9 protein-coding genes and 1 tRNA gene are annotated in these 20,791 nt (G+C 31.2%); 3 read left to right on the top strand and 7 right to left on the bottom strand.

Annotation, left to right across the window (positions count from 1 at the left end; translation table 11 throughout):
* Window positions 1-2: 2 nt before the first annotated feature.
* The 7 genes from H9I45_RS13170 to H9I45_RS13140 form a co-directional block, all read right to left on the bottom strand.
* Window positions 3-8,606, bottom strand: coding sequence for a LamG-like jellyroll fold domain-containing protein (locus tag H9I45_RS13170; RefSeq protein ID WP_088353918.1), 8,604 nt, complete (start codon window positions 8,604-8,606; stop codon window positions 3-5).
* A 33-nt stretch (window positions 8,607-8,639) separates the two neighbouring features.
* The gene (locus H9I45_RS13165; RefSeq protein WP_140422752.1) at window positions 8,640-9,626 is read right to left on the bottom strand and encodes a phage tail protein; all 987 of its coding nucleotides are present in this window, start codon (window positions 9,624-9,626) and stop codon (window positions 8,640-8,642) included.
* Window positions 9,627-9,823: 197 nt separating this feature from the next.
* Window positions 9,824-10,495 (bottom strand): LytR/AlgR family response regulator transcription factor, encoded by a 672-nt coding sequence (locus H9I45_RS13160; RefSeq protein ID WP_088353916.1) that lies wholly within the window; start codon window positions 10,493-10,495, stop codon window positions 9,824-9,826.
* 3 nt (window positions 10,496-10,498) lie between these two features.
* On the bottom strand, window positions 10,499-13,531 hold the full coding sequence (locus tag H9I45_RS13155; RefSeq protein WP_088353915.1) for a histidine kinase dimerization/phosphoacceptor domain -containing protein: 3,033 nt from the start codon (window positions 13,529-13,531) through the stop codon (window positions 10,499-10,501).
* 227 nt (window positions 13,532-13,758) lie between these two features.
* Window positions 13,759-13,845 (bottom strand) — tRNA-Ser (locus tag H9I45_RS13150).
* A gap of 2 nt (window positions 13,846-13,847) precedes the next feature.
* Window positions 13,848-14,372, bottom strand: coding sequence for a ribosome maturation factor RimM (gene rimM, locus H9I45_RS13145; protein WP_088353914.1), 525 nt, complete (start codon window positions 14,370-14,372; stop codon window positions 13,848-13,850).
* 18 nt (window positions 14,373-14,390) lie between these two features.
* Window positions 14,391-14,936 carry a 30S ribosomal protein S16 gene (locus H9I45_RS13140; RefSeq protein WP_088353913.1) on the bottom strand — a complete coding sequence of 182 codons (546 nt, stop codon included), beginning with the start codon at window positions 14,934-14,936 and terminating at the stop codon, window positions 14,391-14,393.
* Between the two features lie 353 nt (window positions 14,937-15,289).
* Between H9I45_RS13140 and H9I45_RS13135 the strand changes: the two genes are divergently transcribed.
* From H9I45_RS13135 to H9I45_RS13125, 3 genes are all read left to right on the top strand, one after another.
* Window positions 15,290-15,739, top strand: a complete 450-nt coding sequence (locus H9I45_RS13135) for a ferritin-like domain-containing protein (RefSeq protein WP_088353912.1) — start codon at window positions 15,290-15,292, stop codon at window positions 15,737-15,739.
* A gap of 216 nt (window positions 15,740-15,955) precedes the next feature.
* Window positions 15,956-20,296, top strand: a complete 4,341-nt coding sequence (dnaE, locus tag H9I45_RS13130; RefSeq protein ID WP_088353911.1) for a DNA polymerase III subunit alpha — start codon at window positions 15,956-15,958, stop codon at window positions 20,294-20,296.
* Between the two features lies 1 nt (window position 20,297).
* Entirely contained in the window at window positions 20,298-20,654 is a 357-nt protein-coding gene (locus tag H9I45_RS13125) for a hypothetical protein (RefSeq protein ID WP_088353910.1), read from the top strand.
* Window positions 20,655-20,791 lie beyond the last annotated feature (137 nt).

Below are 20,791 nucleotides of genomic sequence, written 5' to 3'. Positions count from 1 at the left end.
ATTTATTTTTTAATTACTTTTCTTACTATTTGCTTACCATCTATATCTATAATCTTTACGAAATACACCCCTATTTGTAAATCGTTCGTAGTAATTTTTGTATTTGGTTTTGCAACCTCAACTTCTTTTACTTTAACGCCTAAAGTATTATAAAATATTAAATTGGTAACATTCGTGTTCCCCCAAACACTTAAAATTAATTCGTCTTTAAATGGATTTGGGTACATATTTACAGAGTCTTTAAAACTCTCATCAACAGACAACGATTTTAAGTTTAATTCTATTGGTGTTTTTAATGTTCCCTGAACCGCATTTGATACGAAAAACAACTCTTTTGTTAATTCAATTTCTTTTTTAGAGTTTGATAAAACATACTTTAACTGTTCTGATTCGTCACTAAAAATTGAAATAAAACTCATTTGTTTTCCATTTACTTCTTCAATTTTAGAGCTTCCTCTTAACACATTATTGTTATCGTAAACTTTTACCTCACTAAAAATTTCGTCTGTTGTAACTTCTGCAATTACACCCATATTAAATTGATATTTGGCAAAACTATTAATCATTTCGGATGTATGATCTTGACCATTTACAACTCCTTTTGCAGCAAAATTGATGCTAGGGTAACTAAATGATTGATCTTTATCTGACTTTAACATATACCCTCTATTTGATTGTAAGTAACGTAAAGTTCCAGACCATTCTGCTGAATTTTCATCATAAACCGCAAAACTATATTGGTCTTTAATAACATCTCCATCTGTAGGTTCATAGAAAGCTAATGCATCTCTTAAACTAATATTTCTATGGATTGGGAATGATAACCAGTTCCAACCTTGTGAAATAGCAATAGGCAAATTAGCAGGGTTTACTTCGTCTCCTTTTATGCTAAGCTTATTCTGTTTCGCTAATTGAATTTTATATGCTTTGTCATTTTCTATCGTTGTTAAACTTCCAGACCAATAACCGTTTTCATATCTTGTAAACTGTGTTCCGTATTTTACAATGTCTCCATCTGTAAGATCTAAATCTTTAAATGTTTCTGTAACATCATTAAATCGATCGTCTTCTACAAAGAAAGAACTCCAAGTCCAACCTTTATTTAATGAAAGTACTTGTTCCGAGTATTTTCCTGCGTTAAATATTGCTGGGTTCGATTTTGTACCCAAAACATTGTTTTCTAAGAAAATTACAGAAGGGTTTCCATTAATAGTTGCTACTCTGGTTTTACCATTTAAAGCATCCCAAATTTTAAAAGTAACTACTTCGTTTGCACTTACATTACTATACATTGTTAAGAACGCGTAATAAGAATCGTAACCAGTATCGTACACTAAATAAGCTTCTCCTCTTTTTTCTCCATCTACAAAAGCACCCACTTTTGTGTATGTATCTCTAGAAAAATTATCATAGATTTTAATCTGGCTAATAATATTCATACTATAGGCAAAATCAGCAGGATTTACAGACCAATCTGGAGCATCTTGTATAACTCTTAATTCGAAGTCTAATCTATCTGTATAACCATTATCTAAATTCAAGTAGATAGTAGCATTGTATGTTCCCATTGCTAATTCTTTATCTACATTAAACTTTAATTGCTTCATAGAATTTGGTCCAACAGTTCCAGAACTTGCAGAAACTGTCATATAATTTGGCACACCAGAGATTGTAAAATCTTTGTTGTTTCCTCCTTTATTAACCACATCCATTACGAAATTATAGCTTTCGTCTACAATTTTTTCTGTTACAATTGTTTTGGTACCATCTTGTGTAAACCAATTAACTTCTTGCCTGTTTACGAATGCTGAGAAACTTAAAGGCGATAATTGTTTGTTAAAGTGATTATCGTACATATTTGCCACAGAAACGTCTAATATTTGTCCTTCAAACAAGCTCCATTCTTCTGCTGTTAATGTTGGCGAAATAATCATTTCATCTCCATTAATAATCGTAGTGTAAGGTATGTTTGTGTATTTAAGAACTGGCTTAATTGCTGGTGAATCTTCTATAAATTTACGAGCATTACCATTTAAAAGAGTTACAAAACCTAATGTAGTTCCATCTCCTTTTCTAATATTATAACGTGGACCTTTGTCTGCAACTGTTGCTTCTTCTTCATTAAAATTCACATACATTAACAAACCAGCAGTTTCTCTATCTAACTCGAAATAACGATCTCTTTTAATTTGCTCGAAGCTTCTTGCAGAGTTCCAAACTCTAAACTCATCTAAATTACCTGTAAAATGATTTTCGATAGTTTCTGTTGGAGAACCTGTTACAATTCCGTTTTCGTCTACTGGAATATTTCTATTAAAACGAGCTCCTAAATATAATTTAGCACCTGCAATACCTCCAATATTCTGAGAAGAAACAGTAGTATTTTGTTTCCCATCTACAAAAGTATTTAAGCTACCTCCTCTTTTTACAATTAATGCAATGTGATGCCAATTAGAATCTGTAATAGCATTTGTAGTTAATTTATAATCTACACCTTCTGTTTTTAGATTTAAAGTTCCGTTTTCTAATAAACTAATGTCCCATTTGTTTCTGAAACCGTTTGTTAATTTTGGTTCACCAATATTCTCTTTTCCAGTTCCGTTTCCAAAAATTGTTCCTACATCACCTGCATCTGCTTTTACCCAGAAAGAAATGGTAATGTCTTCGTAATTTGTTGGTTGTACAAAACCTACATTGTCGAAAGTTAAATAACTATTGTTACTAAACTCGTAACCTTGTCCTTTGGGCTTAATCGTCCAACTTAAATTAACATTTGCACTTCTTGCACGTACTTTTTCTGCACCTAAGGTTCCATGTCCTTCATCTAAAGGCCAATATCCTAACAACTTTAATTCTTTACCAGTTAATGTAAAGTCTTTTTCGGCTGCAGCTTGTGCAGACGTGGTTGCTTTGTTCCAAATACGTAGATCATGTATATTTCCTTTAATTCCTGTTCCACCAAAAAGAATTGGATTGTTGTTATTAAAAGATAATTCTTTTGCTAATGGTTCTGTTTTTAAAACTTTACCATTTTCTAAAATCTCTAAATAAGGATTTGCGCCATCTCCATAAATTAATGAATAGAAATTATATTGCGATTCGTCTATGGTAGCTTCTATCGTTTGTCCATCTAATTCAAAAACTAGATCTGTTCCGTTTAAAGTTACTTTTGGCCCATCTTCTTGGTTTACAAGAACCCCATTACTAGTTTCATCGAAATTTAACCAAAACTGAATGCTAAATGCTTTCGATAATAAGTTTTGTTTTGGAAGTTCTATTTGGTTTGTAGAACCATCTAAAGCTACACTTACACTATGGTCTATTTTTTGTTGATTTTTTAAACCTCTTAATGTAATATTTGTAGAAATATGCGTATTAATTTCTTCGTTAAAACGAACGTTAATATCTTCTCCAATATCTAAAATCCCATCACTTGGTGAAGGTGTACCAAAAACAACTGGTGGTGTAAGATTAATGGTACCTTTTACAATATCCGACTCAAAAGAAACTTCGTCTGTACAAAATGCAATCGCTCTTATTTCGTAAGTTCCATCTGCAATGTTAGATCCTACAATATCCCAATCGAATGTAAATTTAGTTTCAGAATCGATTACTACTCCATTAGGGTCTGATGCATCGTCTTTTAAAGCTTGGCTTCCATAATAGGTCTTAAACTTTGTCCAACTAGATGCATTTGCATTTCTATATTGTAACGTTATTTTTCTAAAACCAGCAAAATCTGTATTAAAGTCTGTAAACGTTATTGGTAAAGCATTTGTACCTAATAAATTTCCTTGATTGTCGTAATTAAAAGCTTCTGTTCTATTGTACACCCAATTAGATTGTGGTGCAGAAATACTAACATTACTACACGATTTTTTAAACTCTACAGAAACATCTACAAACGCATCTGAATCATTTAAATCGATACAAGGGTTTGCTAAATACACTCGAATGTTCTCATAATTATACACATCTGAAGATGAGTTTTTTGTAACGATAAAAGGAATTTCTACAGTTTCGTTATAAGGTAAACGTATAGGAAAACCATTTTGATCTATGTTTGTTTCAGCTCCATTTAATGTAGTTTGATCTACATAAATGATGTGTTCTAAATCTGTACCTGTATCACTTAAATTTTTAAGTTGTAACGTAAAAACAGCGCCTACACTTTCTGCTAAGTTTTTAATTAAGGTTTTATTTACTTTTAATTCTGGTTTGTACACACTTATAGTACCTTCTGATAGTTGTTCTCCACCAGCACCAACTGTATTTGCATTATAACCATCATTTTTATAAAAATTAGAAACAGTTGGGCCTTCAAAAGGACAAGAAGTTGCCCCTCCTTTTGTAATAAAAACGGGTCCAGAACCATCAAATAAATTTACAACATCTACACTTAACACATTGGCTTGGTCGTTGTCTTTTAAAGTATAAGTAATGGTCGATGTATATTCTTCATCGAATTGCGCAGAATTTGTGCTTACACTAGAATGGGAACCTGCAATATTACCTATTACCCCCACATTATTTATTAACCCACCTAATTGAACTTTAAAATCAGCTGATAAGTCAATTGTTTTTTCATAGGTTTTAGATATTACAGACGAAGTACTTATTGAAGAAGTTAATTCACCAACACCTGCATCAAAAGATTTATTAGTTTCAAAGTTTGAGGAAACTAAACCACTTAAGCTATTCATATATTTGGTAAATTCATTACTTGTTCCTGAACCGTAAATAAATGAAAGTATAGAGTTTGCAAAATCTGAAGGCGTTAACCCATCTTCTTTTAATTTTAAATCTTCTCTGTCTTTTATGATTTTAGCAAGTATTTCTGTTTTTAAAGTTGCTCTAGATTTTAACGCTCTATATTTATCTCTTTCGTTATCTTGTATAATTTTCTGCCATAATTCAATTTGTTTTTGATAGAAATTAGGCGATTGATAATCTTTATCTGGATCTGGTTTTACGCCAGCATTCAAATTATTTACTAAAGATTCTAAATCCGGAATCAATTTCTCTAAAATATGTTTTTGAGAATAAGAGAAAAACGTATTTGTTGGTTGTTCTGCTATAAAGTAATCTTTTCTAGCACTTATGTAAATATTTACAGGATTATCGTCTTTGTCTTTACCAGCAACAATAATGTGAGGTACATCTGTACCATTTGGAAATTTAGGAACAATGTTCGTTACAAACATATTGTTAAACAAACCGTAAAATACATTTTTCGCATTCCCTATGTATAAATCTCCATCTGCACCTACATATTCTGGATCGTCACTCGTAGAAATCGTCTCATTAAATTCATAGGTTTCTGTTGTGCTACCATTAGTATTTATTTCTTGAGATTTCGAAAAATTAGCCTCTAAATCTGCAATAACTTGAATTTCTGTTTCAAGTCCAAAAAATGGACTACCTGCAACACTACTAAATGTTGGCCCAACACTCGCATATAAACCACCACCAAAAGTATTATTTGTAGAACTCCCATTAGATTTTTCAAAAGAAATAGAGGTTCCTTTTTCTATACTTGCAAAACTGTTAGAACCAGGTGGGTCTCTTAAAATAATATCTGGCACTTCTGGTGCCACTGTAGAAAATGTTGTACCATCTGCAGATTTACCTCCAATAACAATTCCTTCCGCTTTAAAAACTTCAGGATTTATAATTGAAATTGGGTTTAAACCAGAAACGTTGTACTCAATTGTCATCGCACTTTTAAAACCATCTGTATGTGTAATGTTTGGCAAACCAGCTCTAAAAGAATAAACATAAACTTCTTTTCCCGATTTTTTTACCAATTCTACAGAAGTATCTTTTGCATTTGTACTTGCAAAATTATTAGTAATATTAAAAGCACCTTCGTTAAAATATTCTTTTACTACAACAGTTTCTGCTTCATCTTTATTTACATAATCTTGTGTAACCTCAAAAGCAAGTCTGTATTCTTCTTTTTGCTTGTACAAAGGCACTGCAAGCTCAGATACATCTATTGTTATATTTTTGTCGTTGGTTAAAGGAAACTTTTGCTCATATTCTTGTTCTATCAATCGTACATTAATTTTAGAATTGTATCTAAAACTTTTTTCATATTGGTATGGTTCTGATATAAATTCAGTTCCATCTATTGCAGTAAAACTAGAAGTTATGTTTTCTTTTATTTCTGTAACATCAAACTCTTCATCTACATCTAAAAATTTACTGTTTATATCTGAATTGCTAGCTACTTTAATTCCTCCATTTGCTTTAACAGTATATTTATAAGGAATTAATTTAATTTTATATTCACCAGTTGCTGCATTTGTAGTTGCAATATAATCTAGTTCATTCGTATTTAAATCTCCTTTAAAAGTAATTGTTGCTTGCCCAATGTTATTTACTGCAGAATACACTTCTTTGTTTTCTGGCTCATCTTCCCCAACTTCATTTTCATGTTCTTTTAAACCATTAAAACCAAAACCGATTTCTTTTTCCGATTGTATTCTACCACCAACAACTTTACCAACAATAGTTACACGCGTTTCATCTAAAAACCAACGCTCCTGTATTTGGTCTTCATAAAAATCGAATAAACTTGCACCTGTACTAGCTTGTTTCTGCGGAAACCTTCCTTCATGCGTAAATTTATGACCGTTTTTAGTGATTTCTACTTTATGCTTACCAATAGGAACATTAATTGCAAATTTACCATCTACATCTGTAACCACAGGTTGGTTGTCTGCATCAAAAACAATTTTACCATCTATAAGTATATTTGCTCCTTCGATACCTAATACTGGGTATTGCTTTAACTCTCCATTAATTAAATTACCAGTTGCAGGATTTACTTCTCCACCTTCATAAAAATACTGTCCTTTATTAAGTGTAACTGTACCATTTACTAAATACGAATTATAGCCTGTTTCTCTAATTTCGATAATGTTATCTAAAGCTGGGTCAGAAATAGGAATTGTAGCAAATACTTCGCGAGTATCATACACAATTCTACCATTAAATTTGAAGGAAGAAACATCTTCATAATCTATTTTATTTACTACAGATTCTTCTTTCCCTAAAAATAAGGTTTGGCTTGCTGGTTTAAATTTATGAACCCCAAAACTTGGTGTTACTTTAAACTGCTCTCCAGAACCTGCATAAGAAATTGCAGAAATAGCATAATTACCATCTTTGTCTGTAATACCAAAAACACCTAATTGTTCTTTGGTTGGTTTTATAGATGAGAAAACTGTGTTTGTAGAATTAATTACAGAGGTAATTAAATCGTTTTTATGAAAATTAAAACCTGTTTTAGACAAATCGTACGCATAATTTCCATATGCCTCATCCATTCTTGTGTACATTTCTAAACCAGTTTCGCTACCATCTAAATAACGTTTGTAATCTCTTCTAATTTGATCTGCACTTAAGGCTTTGCTCCAAATTCTAAACTCATCTACATACCCCACATAACCAGCACCAACTCTAACAGATCTTAAATTAGAACTATTACTAATATATGCTGTTTCTACACCAGCAGTAAACGTTGGTTCAGTAACATTTTCTGGAATATTTGCATCATTAAAATAAGCTTGGGTAATTTCTCTACCATTTATAAAAACGCTTGGAATGTTTCCATTTTTTAAAGCCACTGCAATGTGTACAAAAGTTTCGTTTGTAACAGTTGCTAAATTTGCAAACACATCTTTACCAGCTGCATTTACCTCTCCTGTTGGGTATGAACCTGCAAGTGTAAAGCTTCTTAAATTGGTATCTCCTATTTTTTTAAAACTTAGAGACATATCGTTATTAGCTCCATTATAATTAAAGGCTAACTCGAATTCTGTACCATCTTCCGTAGAAAAACTATAAGGAGTTAAGATACCACCTCCAATTTTTGGTGCAAACCAACCTTCTACTGTTGCATTATTTGCAGATATCTCTTCGAAATTTTCGCTTAAATACATATGTTCTGCTACATCTTTAAATTGCAAAGAAGTTCCTTTACCAAGAGCACCTTCTGCTCCAATTGGTTCTGCTAAAACTTTTACATCTTTAACTGGGCTACCTCCTTCGAAACTAATGGTACCAGACACAAATGCTGTTGGGTTTCTATACCCAATGCCTTCTATAAAGTTTACAAATTTTATTTCTGTACTATTTAAACCTTCTGCTTTTAACCTATATTGGTACAAAATACCACCTTCTACTTGAGTATCTTCGAACTCAAAAACATCTTTACCCACTGTTGCTAATAACCTATAAGGTGTTTGTGCTGCTAATGGTTTTCTAAAAATTTTAACTTTTGTAATATTTTCTTCATTGGCACCAATAGACCAACTAAGCCTAATTTTATCTGGGTAATAGCCCTTAGAAACTTCGTAGGTTTTATCGCTAAACGTATTTGGCACGTATAAAACCCCAAAAGGGAAACCTGCCTTGGTTTTTGTTGTAGCAGACATTGGGTACTGAAAAGCACCACCAATTTGAAACTGAATTTGTAAATTATTTCCTGTATTTTTTATATTGCCAGCACCAGAAAGGAAAGATCCTTTATGATCGCTTTGCTCTTGTGCTTGAGTTATACCCACCCAAAACAACAAGAAAATTAGTAATTTTCTCATAATATGTTGTTTATGTATTAATTAGGGTTTGTATTAGTATTTTATTAAATAGCGTACACCAAAACTATATGGACGATTTTCTTTCTCTATATTACCATCTCTTTGACCAGTACCTAAAATACCTCCATGACCTGTTCTTCCTGAAACATTTACAGTGTGTTTGTGATTACCTTTTGTTTCCACCATTCTTTGAGCATGATTATTATCATAATACCATTGTGAAGCACCACCAGTTCTGTCAGAACTCCTAAAAGATTGATGATTATTATTCGCTGCATAACCTTGTCCACCCGAATCATTATTCTCGGTATTTGCAAATCTTACTCCATGCACGTGATTTCCAGTTTCATTTGTTTCGTGATTAGCACCATAAACATGTGTATGACTTTGTGTAGATGGCTCTTGATACGCACCTAAACCTATTTCATGTGTGTAATTTCCATTATTAGGTGCACCACTACCCTTTAAATACATACCACCAAGATTAGGTATGTTAGTCATACCACCAAGCGCAAGTTTTAATTTTGCAAATTTAGGATCTGCAAGACTTTGCCCATTACATTCTATATAACCTTCTGGTATGGCTCCAGCCAACATTGTTATAATTGTACCTACTGGCACACCATTGTCTGCACTTGTTGCACTTTCTGCACGTTTTGCATAAGGGACGTACTCAAATTTTTGGTCGTAAATTTGTGTATCTGTACCTTCATTACTTACTGTAATAATAGATTTTAAATTTCCTTGGCTAAAATCTACACCACCAAAAGTACCAGTAACTGCATTACCTGTACCAATTACGTGAGAAAAGACACCAAAATTATCGGTTCTTATTTGTTGTGTTTCTTTGTACAAATCTGTACCATCTGTTAGTGTAATTCTAAAAGTGAAAATCATTGTTTTGTCTACAATGGCTGCACTGTTATTGTCTCTGGCAATTCCTTGGAAAACCATGCCCGATTGCGCAAAACTTGCTAAACTGATAAATAATAAGATGAATGTAATTTTTAGTGATTTCATAGTAAGTGAATTTAAAGTATGTTTAGTTTGGTTAAATATTTGTTAACAAACATACTTTGGTTTTAGCTTACAGAAAAAAAAATGTCGCGAATGGTAGTAAAAAAGTCGTGAACGGTAATTTTGAAGTAAAAAACCCCGTCATTTTAATTAAATAATGGGTTTTTAAATATAAATTGAAGAAAAATAGTTAGCAGTTTTTAAGAAATTTCTTCTAAAACTTCTTTCAGCAAACTTCTAGAAATAGGAATTAACTGATTATTTATATGAATTTCTTTCGAATCGAAACCAGCAATATGTTTTTTGTTTACAACGTAAGAACGATGCACTTGTAGAAATGAGTCGCAATCTACTGTTTCTAAAAATTCATTAATACTAGAACGAATTAAACGTTTAGAATCTTTTAAGTGAATACTTATGTATTTATCTTCTTTCTTAGCGTATAAAATATCTTCTACAAAAACTTTAACACTTTGCCCACGATCTTTTACAACAATATGTTTTGTATTTTCTATTTTACTAATTGCCAATTCTACTGCAATAAATAAATCTTTATCGTTAAAAGGTTTTACTAAATAACTAACTGGCTGTGTAACAATTGCTTTTTTAATTGTGTTTATATCGTTAAAAGCTGTTAAATAAATAAAAGGAATTTCTATTTGGTTGCCTAACCAAATACCTGTTTTATCTCCTTCTACTCGAATATCTAAAATAGCAATATCTGGTTTTAGCAATTCAATTTCTTTTAATGCTGTTACTGCATCTGTTGCTGTACCACAAACTTTATATTGAAAGCTTTCTAAAGTTTCTTTTAATAATTCTTGGGTAATTATTTCGTCTTCTAAGATGTAAATTTTTATATGGTTACTCATGTATTAAAATCGTAAAATTAGGTTAAAGCCATTCGTTTTTTTTATAATCATGTTTCCTTTTAATTGATTACCCATCATGTCAATAATTTTCATTCCTAAAGATTCGTTACTACTGGTTTCATTTTTAAAATTCCCATTATCTGTATATTCAAACAGGTATTCTTCGCCCATTTTCTTAAACAAAATTTGTATTTCTGGGTTTTCTACTTTTGCAAAAGCGTGTTTATTAGAATTGTTAATTAATTCGTTTAATAAAAGTGCAAAAGGTGTTGCTTTATCCATCCGTAAAATAGAATCGTCTATCGTTAATTTATAAATAATTTTTGTAGGAAATAATCTTTTGTAATAATTTATAATATTTTTAATATGTTCTTTTATAGAAATAACATCCAACATATCTGGGTTGTATAAAACATTATGAATCCCAGCAATAGACTCTATTCTACTTTGGCTTTCTTGTAAATTCGATTTTAATTTTTCATCTTTACTTTTAAGCATTTGTAAACCTAACAAGCCAGAAATAATTTGCAAGTTATTTTTAATTCGATGATGTGTTTCTAACATCATTTCACTTTTTACTTTGGCGTCGTTTAAAGCGATTTCGTTTTTTGCAAATAGTTTTTGTTTTGTTATATATTGATATACTATGTAAGCAACAGTTATTAAAACCAATAAAAGAATCGTTCCTAAAAACCACCAAGTTTTATAAAAAAATTCTTCTGAAATAATATTTAAGGATATTGTTTCCCCTATTTTTTCATTGGTAATATTTAAAGCTTCAATTTCTAAAATATATTTTCCAGCAGCTAAATTTGCAAACAGAATTTCGTTTCCAAATTGATTTACAAACCATTCCGACTGGTTTTCTTCATCAATTAAACGATATCTATATCTAACGTCACTTGGGTTCATTTTTCCTTTTAAAGAAACAGTAGCAGAAAATCGTTGATACATAGAGGGTAACGTAATTTCTTTTGTGTTTTTTAGGAAAGTGGGCTCATTATTTATTTTCCACTGATCTTCTTTAACATTAAAAAAAGAAATAGATGTAAACCTTGGCTGAATATCTACGTTCTTTTTTATTAGATTTTTAGGATTAAAGTAACTTAAACCTTTAAAACTCCCAATAAAAACATTTCCCTCTCTGTCTTTATATGTGCTATATCTATTACCTTCTAATTCATAAATACCATCTTTTTGGGTATATCTAATAACTTCTTTTGTTTTCGCATCTATAGATACAATACCTGCATATGTGTTTAGCCATAAGTTATTGTTGTTATCTGCAATCATACCAACAATAGAAACTGTTAGATCGTCTGTATAAAAGAGCTCCAGTTTTTTTGTTTTGGTATTAAAGGTATAGATTTTACCCAACTTTGTTGCAACTAAAACACCATAAAATTTATTATAAGTTACAGAAAGTAAATTACTAGTTTCCTCATTATTAAATTCGTAAAGTTGATGTTTTCCTTTTTTATATTCTAAAAACCCTTTGTTCGTTGTTGCATATAAACTTTTACCATCTGTAGCAAATTCTTTAACTAATAAACCGCTATTAGTTTTAATGGTTTCGTTTGTTTTATTCGTGTACGAATACTTATGTATAAGCCCATCTCTTTCCCTATTAAAAATGGTGTCTCCAATTTTTATAATTTCTTCACTTAAAATAGCAAAGCTTTTCTCTTTTATAACATTGTAGGTAGCATCTAAAGTGTATAAGTATCCTGAGTCGTTTGTAATTATTGTACCATTATCTTGTACTATAATATCTCTAGAATAATTTACAGAAATTTCTTTACCATCTAATAAAACATGTATCTCTTCTTCTAAATTATTAGCAACATCAATTTCAAACAAACCTTCTGCATCTGTTGCTACAATGTATTTATTGTTTTTTAATTGATTTATTGCTCTTATACTTTTTCCTTTTAAAAACGTTTTTATCTTACTTTCTGTAATGTAATACGCATCTAAAAAATTTCCATTTAAAACAACTAAATTCTTATCAACTTCATTGTAACTATATTTAGAAAAGTTTTTAATATTTATATCTGCAATTAAATGGGCTCGCTTGTTCTTAAAATTATAAAGAGAAAGCTTTGAGTGGCTAGAAACAACCTCAGTTGTAATACCATTTTTACAATCTGCAGTTAAAGTCAAAACTTTATTTAATTGATGTCCTTTACTTGAATTAGGTACTTCTTTAAATTTCTGCTCTTTCTTATCATACTTAAAAGTATTGCTATAATTTTGAAGACACAGATAATACTTATTATTATCTTTAAAAACATTAAGAATATCTTCTGGCAAAAAATGGTTTCCTTTTAAATCTACAAAATCTTCTTTCGTAAGTTTTTTTATAAATTTTCCTTGATGATCTACCAAACAATAGTCTTTATAAAATTTCAACTTTACAATAGAAAAATTTTCAAAAACTCTTGTAGATGCTAAAAAATGATCATTTGTTCTTTTGTTGTAAGGAATAGAGTCTAAAATCTTAAATTTTAATCCATTTAACTCTGCAGTGTAAAACTTTTCTTGGGAAGTAACAATCATACGTGTTTCTCCATTTACATAATACGGTTCTGCCAATGTAAGTTCTTTGGGCAGAGAATTAAATTCTTCTACATTAGTAATTTTTAGGGTTTCTGTATCTATATAAAACAATTGTGCAGTAGGAAAATTAATATAACGCAACCTTAAATAAAGTCCTTCCGTTTTATTTTTAAAAAAATCTCCTGCATATATTTTTTTATCACCAGTGTCTGGCATTTTTACTTTAAAGAAATTAATACCGTCAAAACGTTGTATAATTACCTTTTTTTCTCCAATAACATGTTTGCTCGATTGCAAATCTTCGCCTAATACCCAAAGCCAACCATTGCTATCGTACATAGCACTATAAGGATCTGAAATTAAATAACCTTCTCTTGAAGAAAAAGTTTTCTGTGTTATGGAAGAAGTCTCCTGAGTTTCCTGCTGTGACCAAAGTAAGCTATGGGAAATTAAAAAAATAAAAAGGAGCTTTTTCAAAACTTAATTTTTAATTGAAGACAACCAAATGTAGAAAAGTATTTTTATTATTTCACCCTTTCTTAAATAATTATTGATAAAAAACAATTTCTATCCGTTAAAAAAACCTGCTTTATAATGGAATAATAAGATAATAATTTTTAAAAAATTCGAATTATTACCTCAAAAAAAACATCCAATTCTAAAAGAATTGGATGTTTTTTTTATTTAAAATATTTTAAATTTTGCAGAGAGGAAGGGATTCGAACCCTCGATACAGTTACCCATATACTACCTTTCCAGGGTAGCTCTTTCGACCACTCAGACACCTCTCTTTTTACAAATAAAGCTCAATCAACCCATCTGGAGTTTCGACCTCTATTGTTTTGTTTTCTCTATCTACTTTTTTAATAAAATCGTCTACCATAGGAATAAAAATTTCACTTCCTTCTCTATCGATTTCAAAAAGTGGTTGTGCAGCTTTGTCGTTAATATGAACAATTTGCCCGACTTCGCCAAAATTAGCATCTACAACAGTAAAACCGATAACTTCATGGAAATAAAATTTATCTCCAGTAAGTTCTGGCAACATTGTAGAAGGTAAATAAACACTACTTTTTAAAATAGCATCTGCTTCTTCTTCAGAGTACACATCTTCAAACTGAACACGTAACTGATTCCCTTTATGAAGCGAACTTTTTTCAATAAAAAATGGAACCAAATTTGCGCCAAATTCGACGTAAACTGATTCCATTTCTGTGTACAACTCAGGTTCGTCTGTATCTAATTTGATAACGACTTCCCCTTTAAAACTATATTTTGTAACAATTCTGCCTAAATAAAAACAATCTTCTTTACGCATAATCGTACTAATTTATAATTATTCTGCTGCTTTTTCTTGTGCTTCATCAATTGTTTCTGGAGCCGCTTCTTCAGCAACTTCAGTTTCTGCTGCTGGTTCAGCAACCTCTTCAACAACTGGTTTTGCAGCTTCAATTCTAGCTTCGTTTACAGCTTTTTCTGCTGCTAATGCTTTCGCTTTAGCTTCAGATTCAGCTTTAGATAAACCTGCTTCTTTATCAGCAATTTTAGCTGCTTTTTCCTCTACCCAAGCTGCAAACTTTGCATCTGCTTGTTCTTGAGTTAAAGCACCTTTTCTAATACCACCAACTAAATGATTCTTTAACATTGCACCTTTGTAAGATAAAATGTTTTTTGCAGTATCAGTTGGTTGAGCACCGTTTTGTAACCATTCTACAGCTTTATCAATATCTAAATCGATAATTGCAGGGTTAACGTTTGGATTGTAAGTACCAATTTTTTCAAGGTATTTACCATCTCTTTTTGCACGAGCATCAGCAGCAACTATCCAATAGAATGGTTTCCCCTTTTTTCCGTGTCTTTGTAATCTGATTTTTACAGACATAATTTGTTAATTTTTTGAGGTTCTCGACCTCGATTATTAAAAATCTTACCATCTCGTAGTAAGTGGGCGCAAAAATACAAAAACCTTTTGAAACTAAAACCCTAATTTTCAACATTTTTTTGGGCGTTTTAACGGGCTTTCCATTATATCTTTTTGTAAAAACAAAAAGGATGTCATTTCAATCCCTAACGCGCTCACTCAACTTAATAAAATACTAAAATTCAAATGAGTCAAGAATCAAATCTTTTGCACTAATGTAAACTCTGTATCTTCTCTAAATTTGTAGTATCATAAGATGTGAGACAATACGCATCTCAAAACAATTTATTGGAATTTAAAATGAAAATGATATTATGAAGTACACAGAAAAAATTTCGAACAAATTAAACGAATTATTAGAAAAGAACTACGATGCAGAAAAAGGATACTTAAATTCTGCTGAAAATGTAGAAAGTGCAAAACTTAAAATTTTCTTTAAAAACAGAGCTTCTGAAAGAAGTATGTTTGCGAAAGATTTAAGAACAGAAATCTTGTCTTATGGGCAAATTCCAGAAGACGATGGTTCTTTTAAAGGAACAATGCACAGAAATTGGATGACTTTAAAATCTTTATTTAGTTCTAACGACGAAGAAGCGATTTTAGAGGAAACTTTAAGAGGAGAAAAAGCAAGTTTCGAAGAGTATGAAGAAATCTTAAAAGAAGAATCTTTTGCACCTTCAACAAGAAAAATGTTAGATGAGCAAAAATTAAAAATTCAAGCTGCTATTAACTCATTAAAGTTAGAAGAGCATTTAGCATCATAATTTAAAAAATTATTTCAGTAAAAATTAGTTAGAACTATTTTACTTTAAGAAAGTCAATCCTTAATTGGATTGACTTTTTTTTGTTGATAAGTACACATAAATTAACAGGCATAAATCTCTTATGTTTTTGTATTTTTAACCTCCCAAAAAACAGTACTAAATAATTATTTTAGTGTACAATTAAAGATTTCAACAATTACGTAATTAGAAGATAATATGTACTTAATTTTCGATACAGAAACCACAGGTTTACCTAAAAGTTGGAATGCTCCAATAACGGATACAGACAACTGGCCAAGGTGTGTGCAAATTGCTTGGCAATTGCATGACGAAATGGGAAATGTATTAGAACACAACGATTTTCTTGTAAAACCAGAAGGTTATAATATTCCTTATGATGCTGAAAGAATTCACGGAATTTCTACAGAATTAGCAGAAGAAAAAGGAATCGATTTAGACGAAGGTTTGCAATTATTTAATGAAGCTTTAGGGAAAACAAAATTTATTGTTGGGCAAAATTTACAATTCGATATTAATATTATGGGTTGTGAGTTCCATAGATTAGGAGTCGAAAACAACTTAACTTCCCTCCCAGTTTTAGATACTTGTACCGAAAAAACGGCATTAATGTGTCAGATTCCTGGAGGTCGTGGAGGAAAATTTAAATTACCAACTTTAACAGAATTACACAATCATTTATTTGGTGTTGGTTTTGGTGAAGCACACAATGCAACTGCTGATGTTGAAGCAACAACACGTTGTTTTTTAGAGTTAATTCGTTTACGAGAATTTACCAAAGAACAATTAGATATAGATGAAGATTACTTCAAAAATTTCTCGGAAGAAAACCCAAAACCTATTCAGGTAATTGGTTTAAAACATATTAATCTTAAAAAAGAAAGCGAACAAATTCGCCAACGTCTTGAGAAGTTAAAAGACACTGCAGATACAAAATCGACTTCTGCTGGTTTGGCGGAATTAAAAGATGTAAAATTTGCACATTTACACAATCACACGCAATTTTCTGTGTTACAATCTACCATGCAAATTGGTAATATTGTAAAAGCTGCTGCCAAAGATAACATGCCAGCCATTGCAATGACAGATACTGCAAATATGATGGCGTCTTTTCATTTTGTAAGTGCGATTTTAAATCATAATAAAAACACAGACAACCCAATAAAACCGATTGTTGGTTGTGAATTTAATGTATGTGGAGATCATAAAAATAAGTCCGTAAAAGACAATGGTTATCAGGTTGTCTTGTTGGCGAAAAACAAAAAAGGGTATCACAATTTAGCGAAAATGTCTTCCATCGCTTTTGTGGATGGTTTTTACTACGTTCCTAGGATTGATAGAGAAATCATCAAAAAATATAAAGAAGATATTATTGTTTTAACGGGAAATTTATATGGTGAAGTGCCAAGTAAAATTCTAAATCTTGGAGAAAAACAAGCAGAAGAAGCTTTACTTTGGTGGAAAGAGGAATTTAAAGACGATTTATACATTGAGTTGATGCGCCACAATCAACAAGATGAAACCATTGTAAATGAAACTTTATTAAAATTTTCTAAAGCGCACGATGTTAAAATTGTTGCAACTAATAACACTTTTTATTTAGAGAAAAAAGATGCAAATGCACACGATATTTTACTGTGTGTAAAAGATGGCGAAAAGCAAGCGACTCCAAAAGGAAAAGGTCGTGGTTATAGATATGGTTTGCCCAATGAGGAATATTATTTTAAATCTTCGGATGAAATGAAAACCTTATTTGCAGATTTACCAGAAGCGATTATCAACATTCAAGAAATTGTAGATAAAATTGAAATTTTCACATTAGCAAGAGACGTTTTATTACCTGCTTTTGACATTCCTGAAGAATTTTTATTTGAAGAAGACAAACTTGATGGTGGAAAACGTGGAGAGAATAAATTTTTAGCTCATTTAACGTATGTAGGTGCAAAAAAACGATATGGAGAAATTACAGAATCCATTAAAGAACGCCTAGATTTTGAACTTTCCGTAATTGAAAAAACCGGGTATCCTGGATACTTCTTAATTGTGGAAGATTTTATTCGAGAAGCAAGAAATATGGATGTTGCTGTTGGTCCAGGACGTGGTTCTGCAGCAGGTTCTGTAGTAGCTTTTTGTTTGTGGATTACAAATATTGATCCGATTAAATACGATTTGCTTTTTGAGCGTTTCTTAAATCCTGAACGTGTTTCGATGCCAGATATCGATATTGATTTCGATGATGAAGGTCGAAGCAGAGTTATGGATTATGTAATTGATAAATATGGTGCAAATCAAGTGGCGCAGATTATTACCTATGGAACCATGGCAGCTAAATCTTCTATTAGAGATACTGCCAGAGTTTTAGATTTACCACTTTTTGAAGCCGATAGAATTGCAAAATTAATTCCTGGAATTAAACTTAAAAATATTTTTGGTGAAGATGCCAAAAGTAAAGGAAAAGTCGCTGCTTTACGTGCAGAAGAAAAGCAGTTAGTAGAGGAATTAAAACATATGTCTTTTGGAAACGATTTAGTTTCTGAAACCATTAATAAAGCAACCATTTTAGAAGGTTCTGTTAGAAATACAGGAATTCATGCTTGTGGTGTAATTATTACGCCTGGAGATATTACAGATTATGTTCCTGTGGCTTTGGCAAAGGATTCAGACATGTATGTTACCCAATTTGACAACTCTGTTGTGGAAGATGCAGGTTTGTTAAAAATGGACTTTTTAGGTTTAAAAACGCTGACTTTAATTAAAGACACCGTTAAAATTGTAAAAGCAAAACATGGTGTAATATTAGATCCAGAAACGTTTCCTTTAGATGATGAACCCACTTATGAGTTGTTCCAAAGAGGAGAAACTGTAGGTATTTTTCAATATGAATCTCCAGGAATGCAAAAACACATGCGTTCATTAAAACCAACAGTTTTTGCAGATTTAATTGCAATGAATGCCTTGTACAGACCTGGACCAATGGAATATATTCCGTCTTTTATTAATAGAAAACACGGAACAGAAGATATTGAGTACGATTTACCTGCCATGGAAGAATATTTGGCAGAAACTTACGGAATTACAGTTTACCAAGAGCAAGTAATGTTACTCTCGCAAAAATTGGCAGATTTCACCAAAGGTGAAGCCGATGTTTTACGTAAAGCGATGGGTAAAAAGCAAATTGCGGTTTTAGATAAAATGAAACCAAAATTTGTGGAACAAGCTGCTGCAAATGGACATGATGCAGAAAAATTAGAAAAAATTTGGAAAGATTGGGAAGCATTCGCAAGTTACGCATTTAACAAATCGCACTCTACCTGTTATGCTTGGATTGCTTACCAAACTGCGTATTTAAAAGCACATTATCCTGCAGAATATATGGCTTCTGTACTTTCGAATAACATGAAAGATATTAAAGCCGTTTCATTTTTTATGGAAGAATGTAAACGAATGGGATTGGAAGTTTTAGGTCCAGATTTAAATGAATCTTTTCTAAAATTCTCTGTAAATAAAGAAGGTGCTGTACGTTTTGGAATGGCAGCTGTAAAAGGTGTGGGTGCTGCTGCAGTAAGAGCAATTATTAAAGAACGAGAAGAAAACGGAAACTACACTTCCATTTTCGATTTGGCAAAACGTGTAGATTTAAGAGCTGCAAACAAAAAATCGTTTGATAGTTTAATAAAAGCTGGTGCTTTTGATTCTTTTACAGATACACACAGAGCACAATATTTTGCGACTGACGAAAAAGGAGTTACGTTTTTAGAGCGTTCTATGAAATTCGGAAATAAGTTTCAAGAAAACGAAAATTCTGCACAAGTTTCTATGTTTGGTGAAGCTTCTACTGTGCAATTTCCAGAACCAGATATTCCTGAATGTGAAACTTGGGGAACTATGGAACTTTTATCACAAGAAAAAGAAGTAATTGGAATTTATATTTCTGCACATCCGTTAGATGATTTTAAAAATGAATTAAAATTTTGCAACGCTTCATTAAAATATTTCAAGGCAGATTTAGCAAAATTTGTAAATATGAATTTGGCTTTTGCTGCGATTATTACAGATGTACAACACAGAGTTTCTAAAGCTGGTAAAGGATGGGCAATGTTTACGATGGAAGATTATGGAGACAGCCATGAGTTTAGAATTTTCGGCGAAGATTATTTAAGAATGAAGCACTTTTTAGTGCCAAATTCGTTCTTGTTTGTGCGTACTACAATTCAACCAGGTTGGACGAATAAAGAAACTGGAGTTGCAGGAGAACCAAGATTGAAGTTTACAGAAATGAAATTGTTGCACGATATTATGGACGAGCTTTGTAAAAAAGTAACCATACAGATTCCGTTACAAGAAATCAATGCAAAAACAATTCTAAATTTAGAATCCATTTTAAAAAATTCGCCAGGAAAACAAGGTTTAAATTTTACAGTTTGGGACGAAAAAGAAAAATTAGAAGTGAGTTTGCCAAGTAGGAATACAAAAATTCATATAACAAATGAATTGTTGGCGACTTTGGAGAGTCAGCAAATTCAATTTAAGTTGAATTAAAATGCTAACTAATTATGAAAATAGTTTAGATTTATTAGAGTATTCTAATAAACACAAGTTATATATCAAACTCATAAAACAGTTGAATAAAGATTTCAATTTAGCAAATTTTAATTTTCATCTTTCTGAAGATAGTAATCCTATAGATTTAAAAACAACTCTTAACAAAGCTGTAAAAGATTTATTGATATATGATTCTAATACATATAACGCTCTTTTATATAGAGTTGATGTTTCTGAAGAAGCCTTAAGAATAAATAAGTCGATAGATGTTGATAGTCATTCTGAATATGTAACTTTTTTAATATTAAAAAGAGTATGGAAAAAAGTGTGGTTTAGAGAAAAATATAAGAGCTAATTGAAATTTACTTTGATTGCAAAATTTTTTATTTGATTTTAAAATAATCTCAAACTATATTCATTCTTAATAGTCCATAAATAAAAAGATTGTTTTCTAAATATCAATTAAGCCTTATTTTTGTAGCCTATTTAAAA

This window comes from Polaribacter haliotis (genome assembly GCF_014784055.1).
Lineage (GTDB): Bacteria > Bacteroidota > Bacteroidia > Flavobacteriales > Flavobacteriaceae > Polaribacter > Polaribacter haliotis.
The sequence above is the reverse complement of the archived record's forward strand: the minus strand, read 5'-3'. Positions and strand labels throughout refer to the sequence as shown.

Bases quoted from the DNA above. Each gene is read 5' to 3' on its own strand.
- H9I45_RS13125 (WP_088353910.1), top strand. From the start codon at position 20,298: ATGCTAACTAATTATGAAAATAGTTTAGATTTATTAGAGTATTCTAAT.
- H9I45_RS13160 (WP_088353916.1), bottom strand. From the start codon at position 10,495: ATGAGTAACCATATAAAAATTTACATCTTAGAAGACGAAATAATTACC.
- H9I45_RS13170 (WP_088353918.1), bottom strand. From the start codon at position 8,606: ATGAGAAAATTACTAATTTTCTTGTTGTTTTGGGTGGGTATAACTCAA.
- H9I45_RS13140 (WP_088353913.1), bottom strand. From the start codon at position 14,936: ATGTCTGTAAAAATCAGATTACAAAGACACGGAAAAAAGGGGAAACCA.
- H9I45_RS13165 (WP_140422752.1), bottom strand. From the start codon at position 9,626: ATGAAATCACTAAAAATTACATTCATCTTATTATTTATCAGTTTAGCA.
- dnaE (WP_088353911.1), top strand. From the start codon at position 15,956: ATGTACTTAATTTTCGATACAGAAACCACAGGTTTACCTAAAAGTTGG.
- H9I45_RS13135 (WP_088353912.1), top strand. From the start codon at position 15,290: ATGAAGTACACAGAAAAAATTTCGAACAAATTAAACGAATTATTAGAA.
- rimM (WP_088353914.1), bottom strand. From the start codon at position 14,372: ATGCGTAAAGAAGATTGTTTTTATTTAGGCAGAATTGTTACAAAATAT.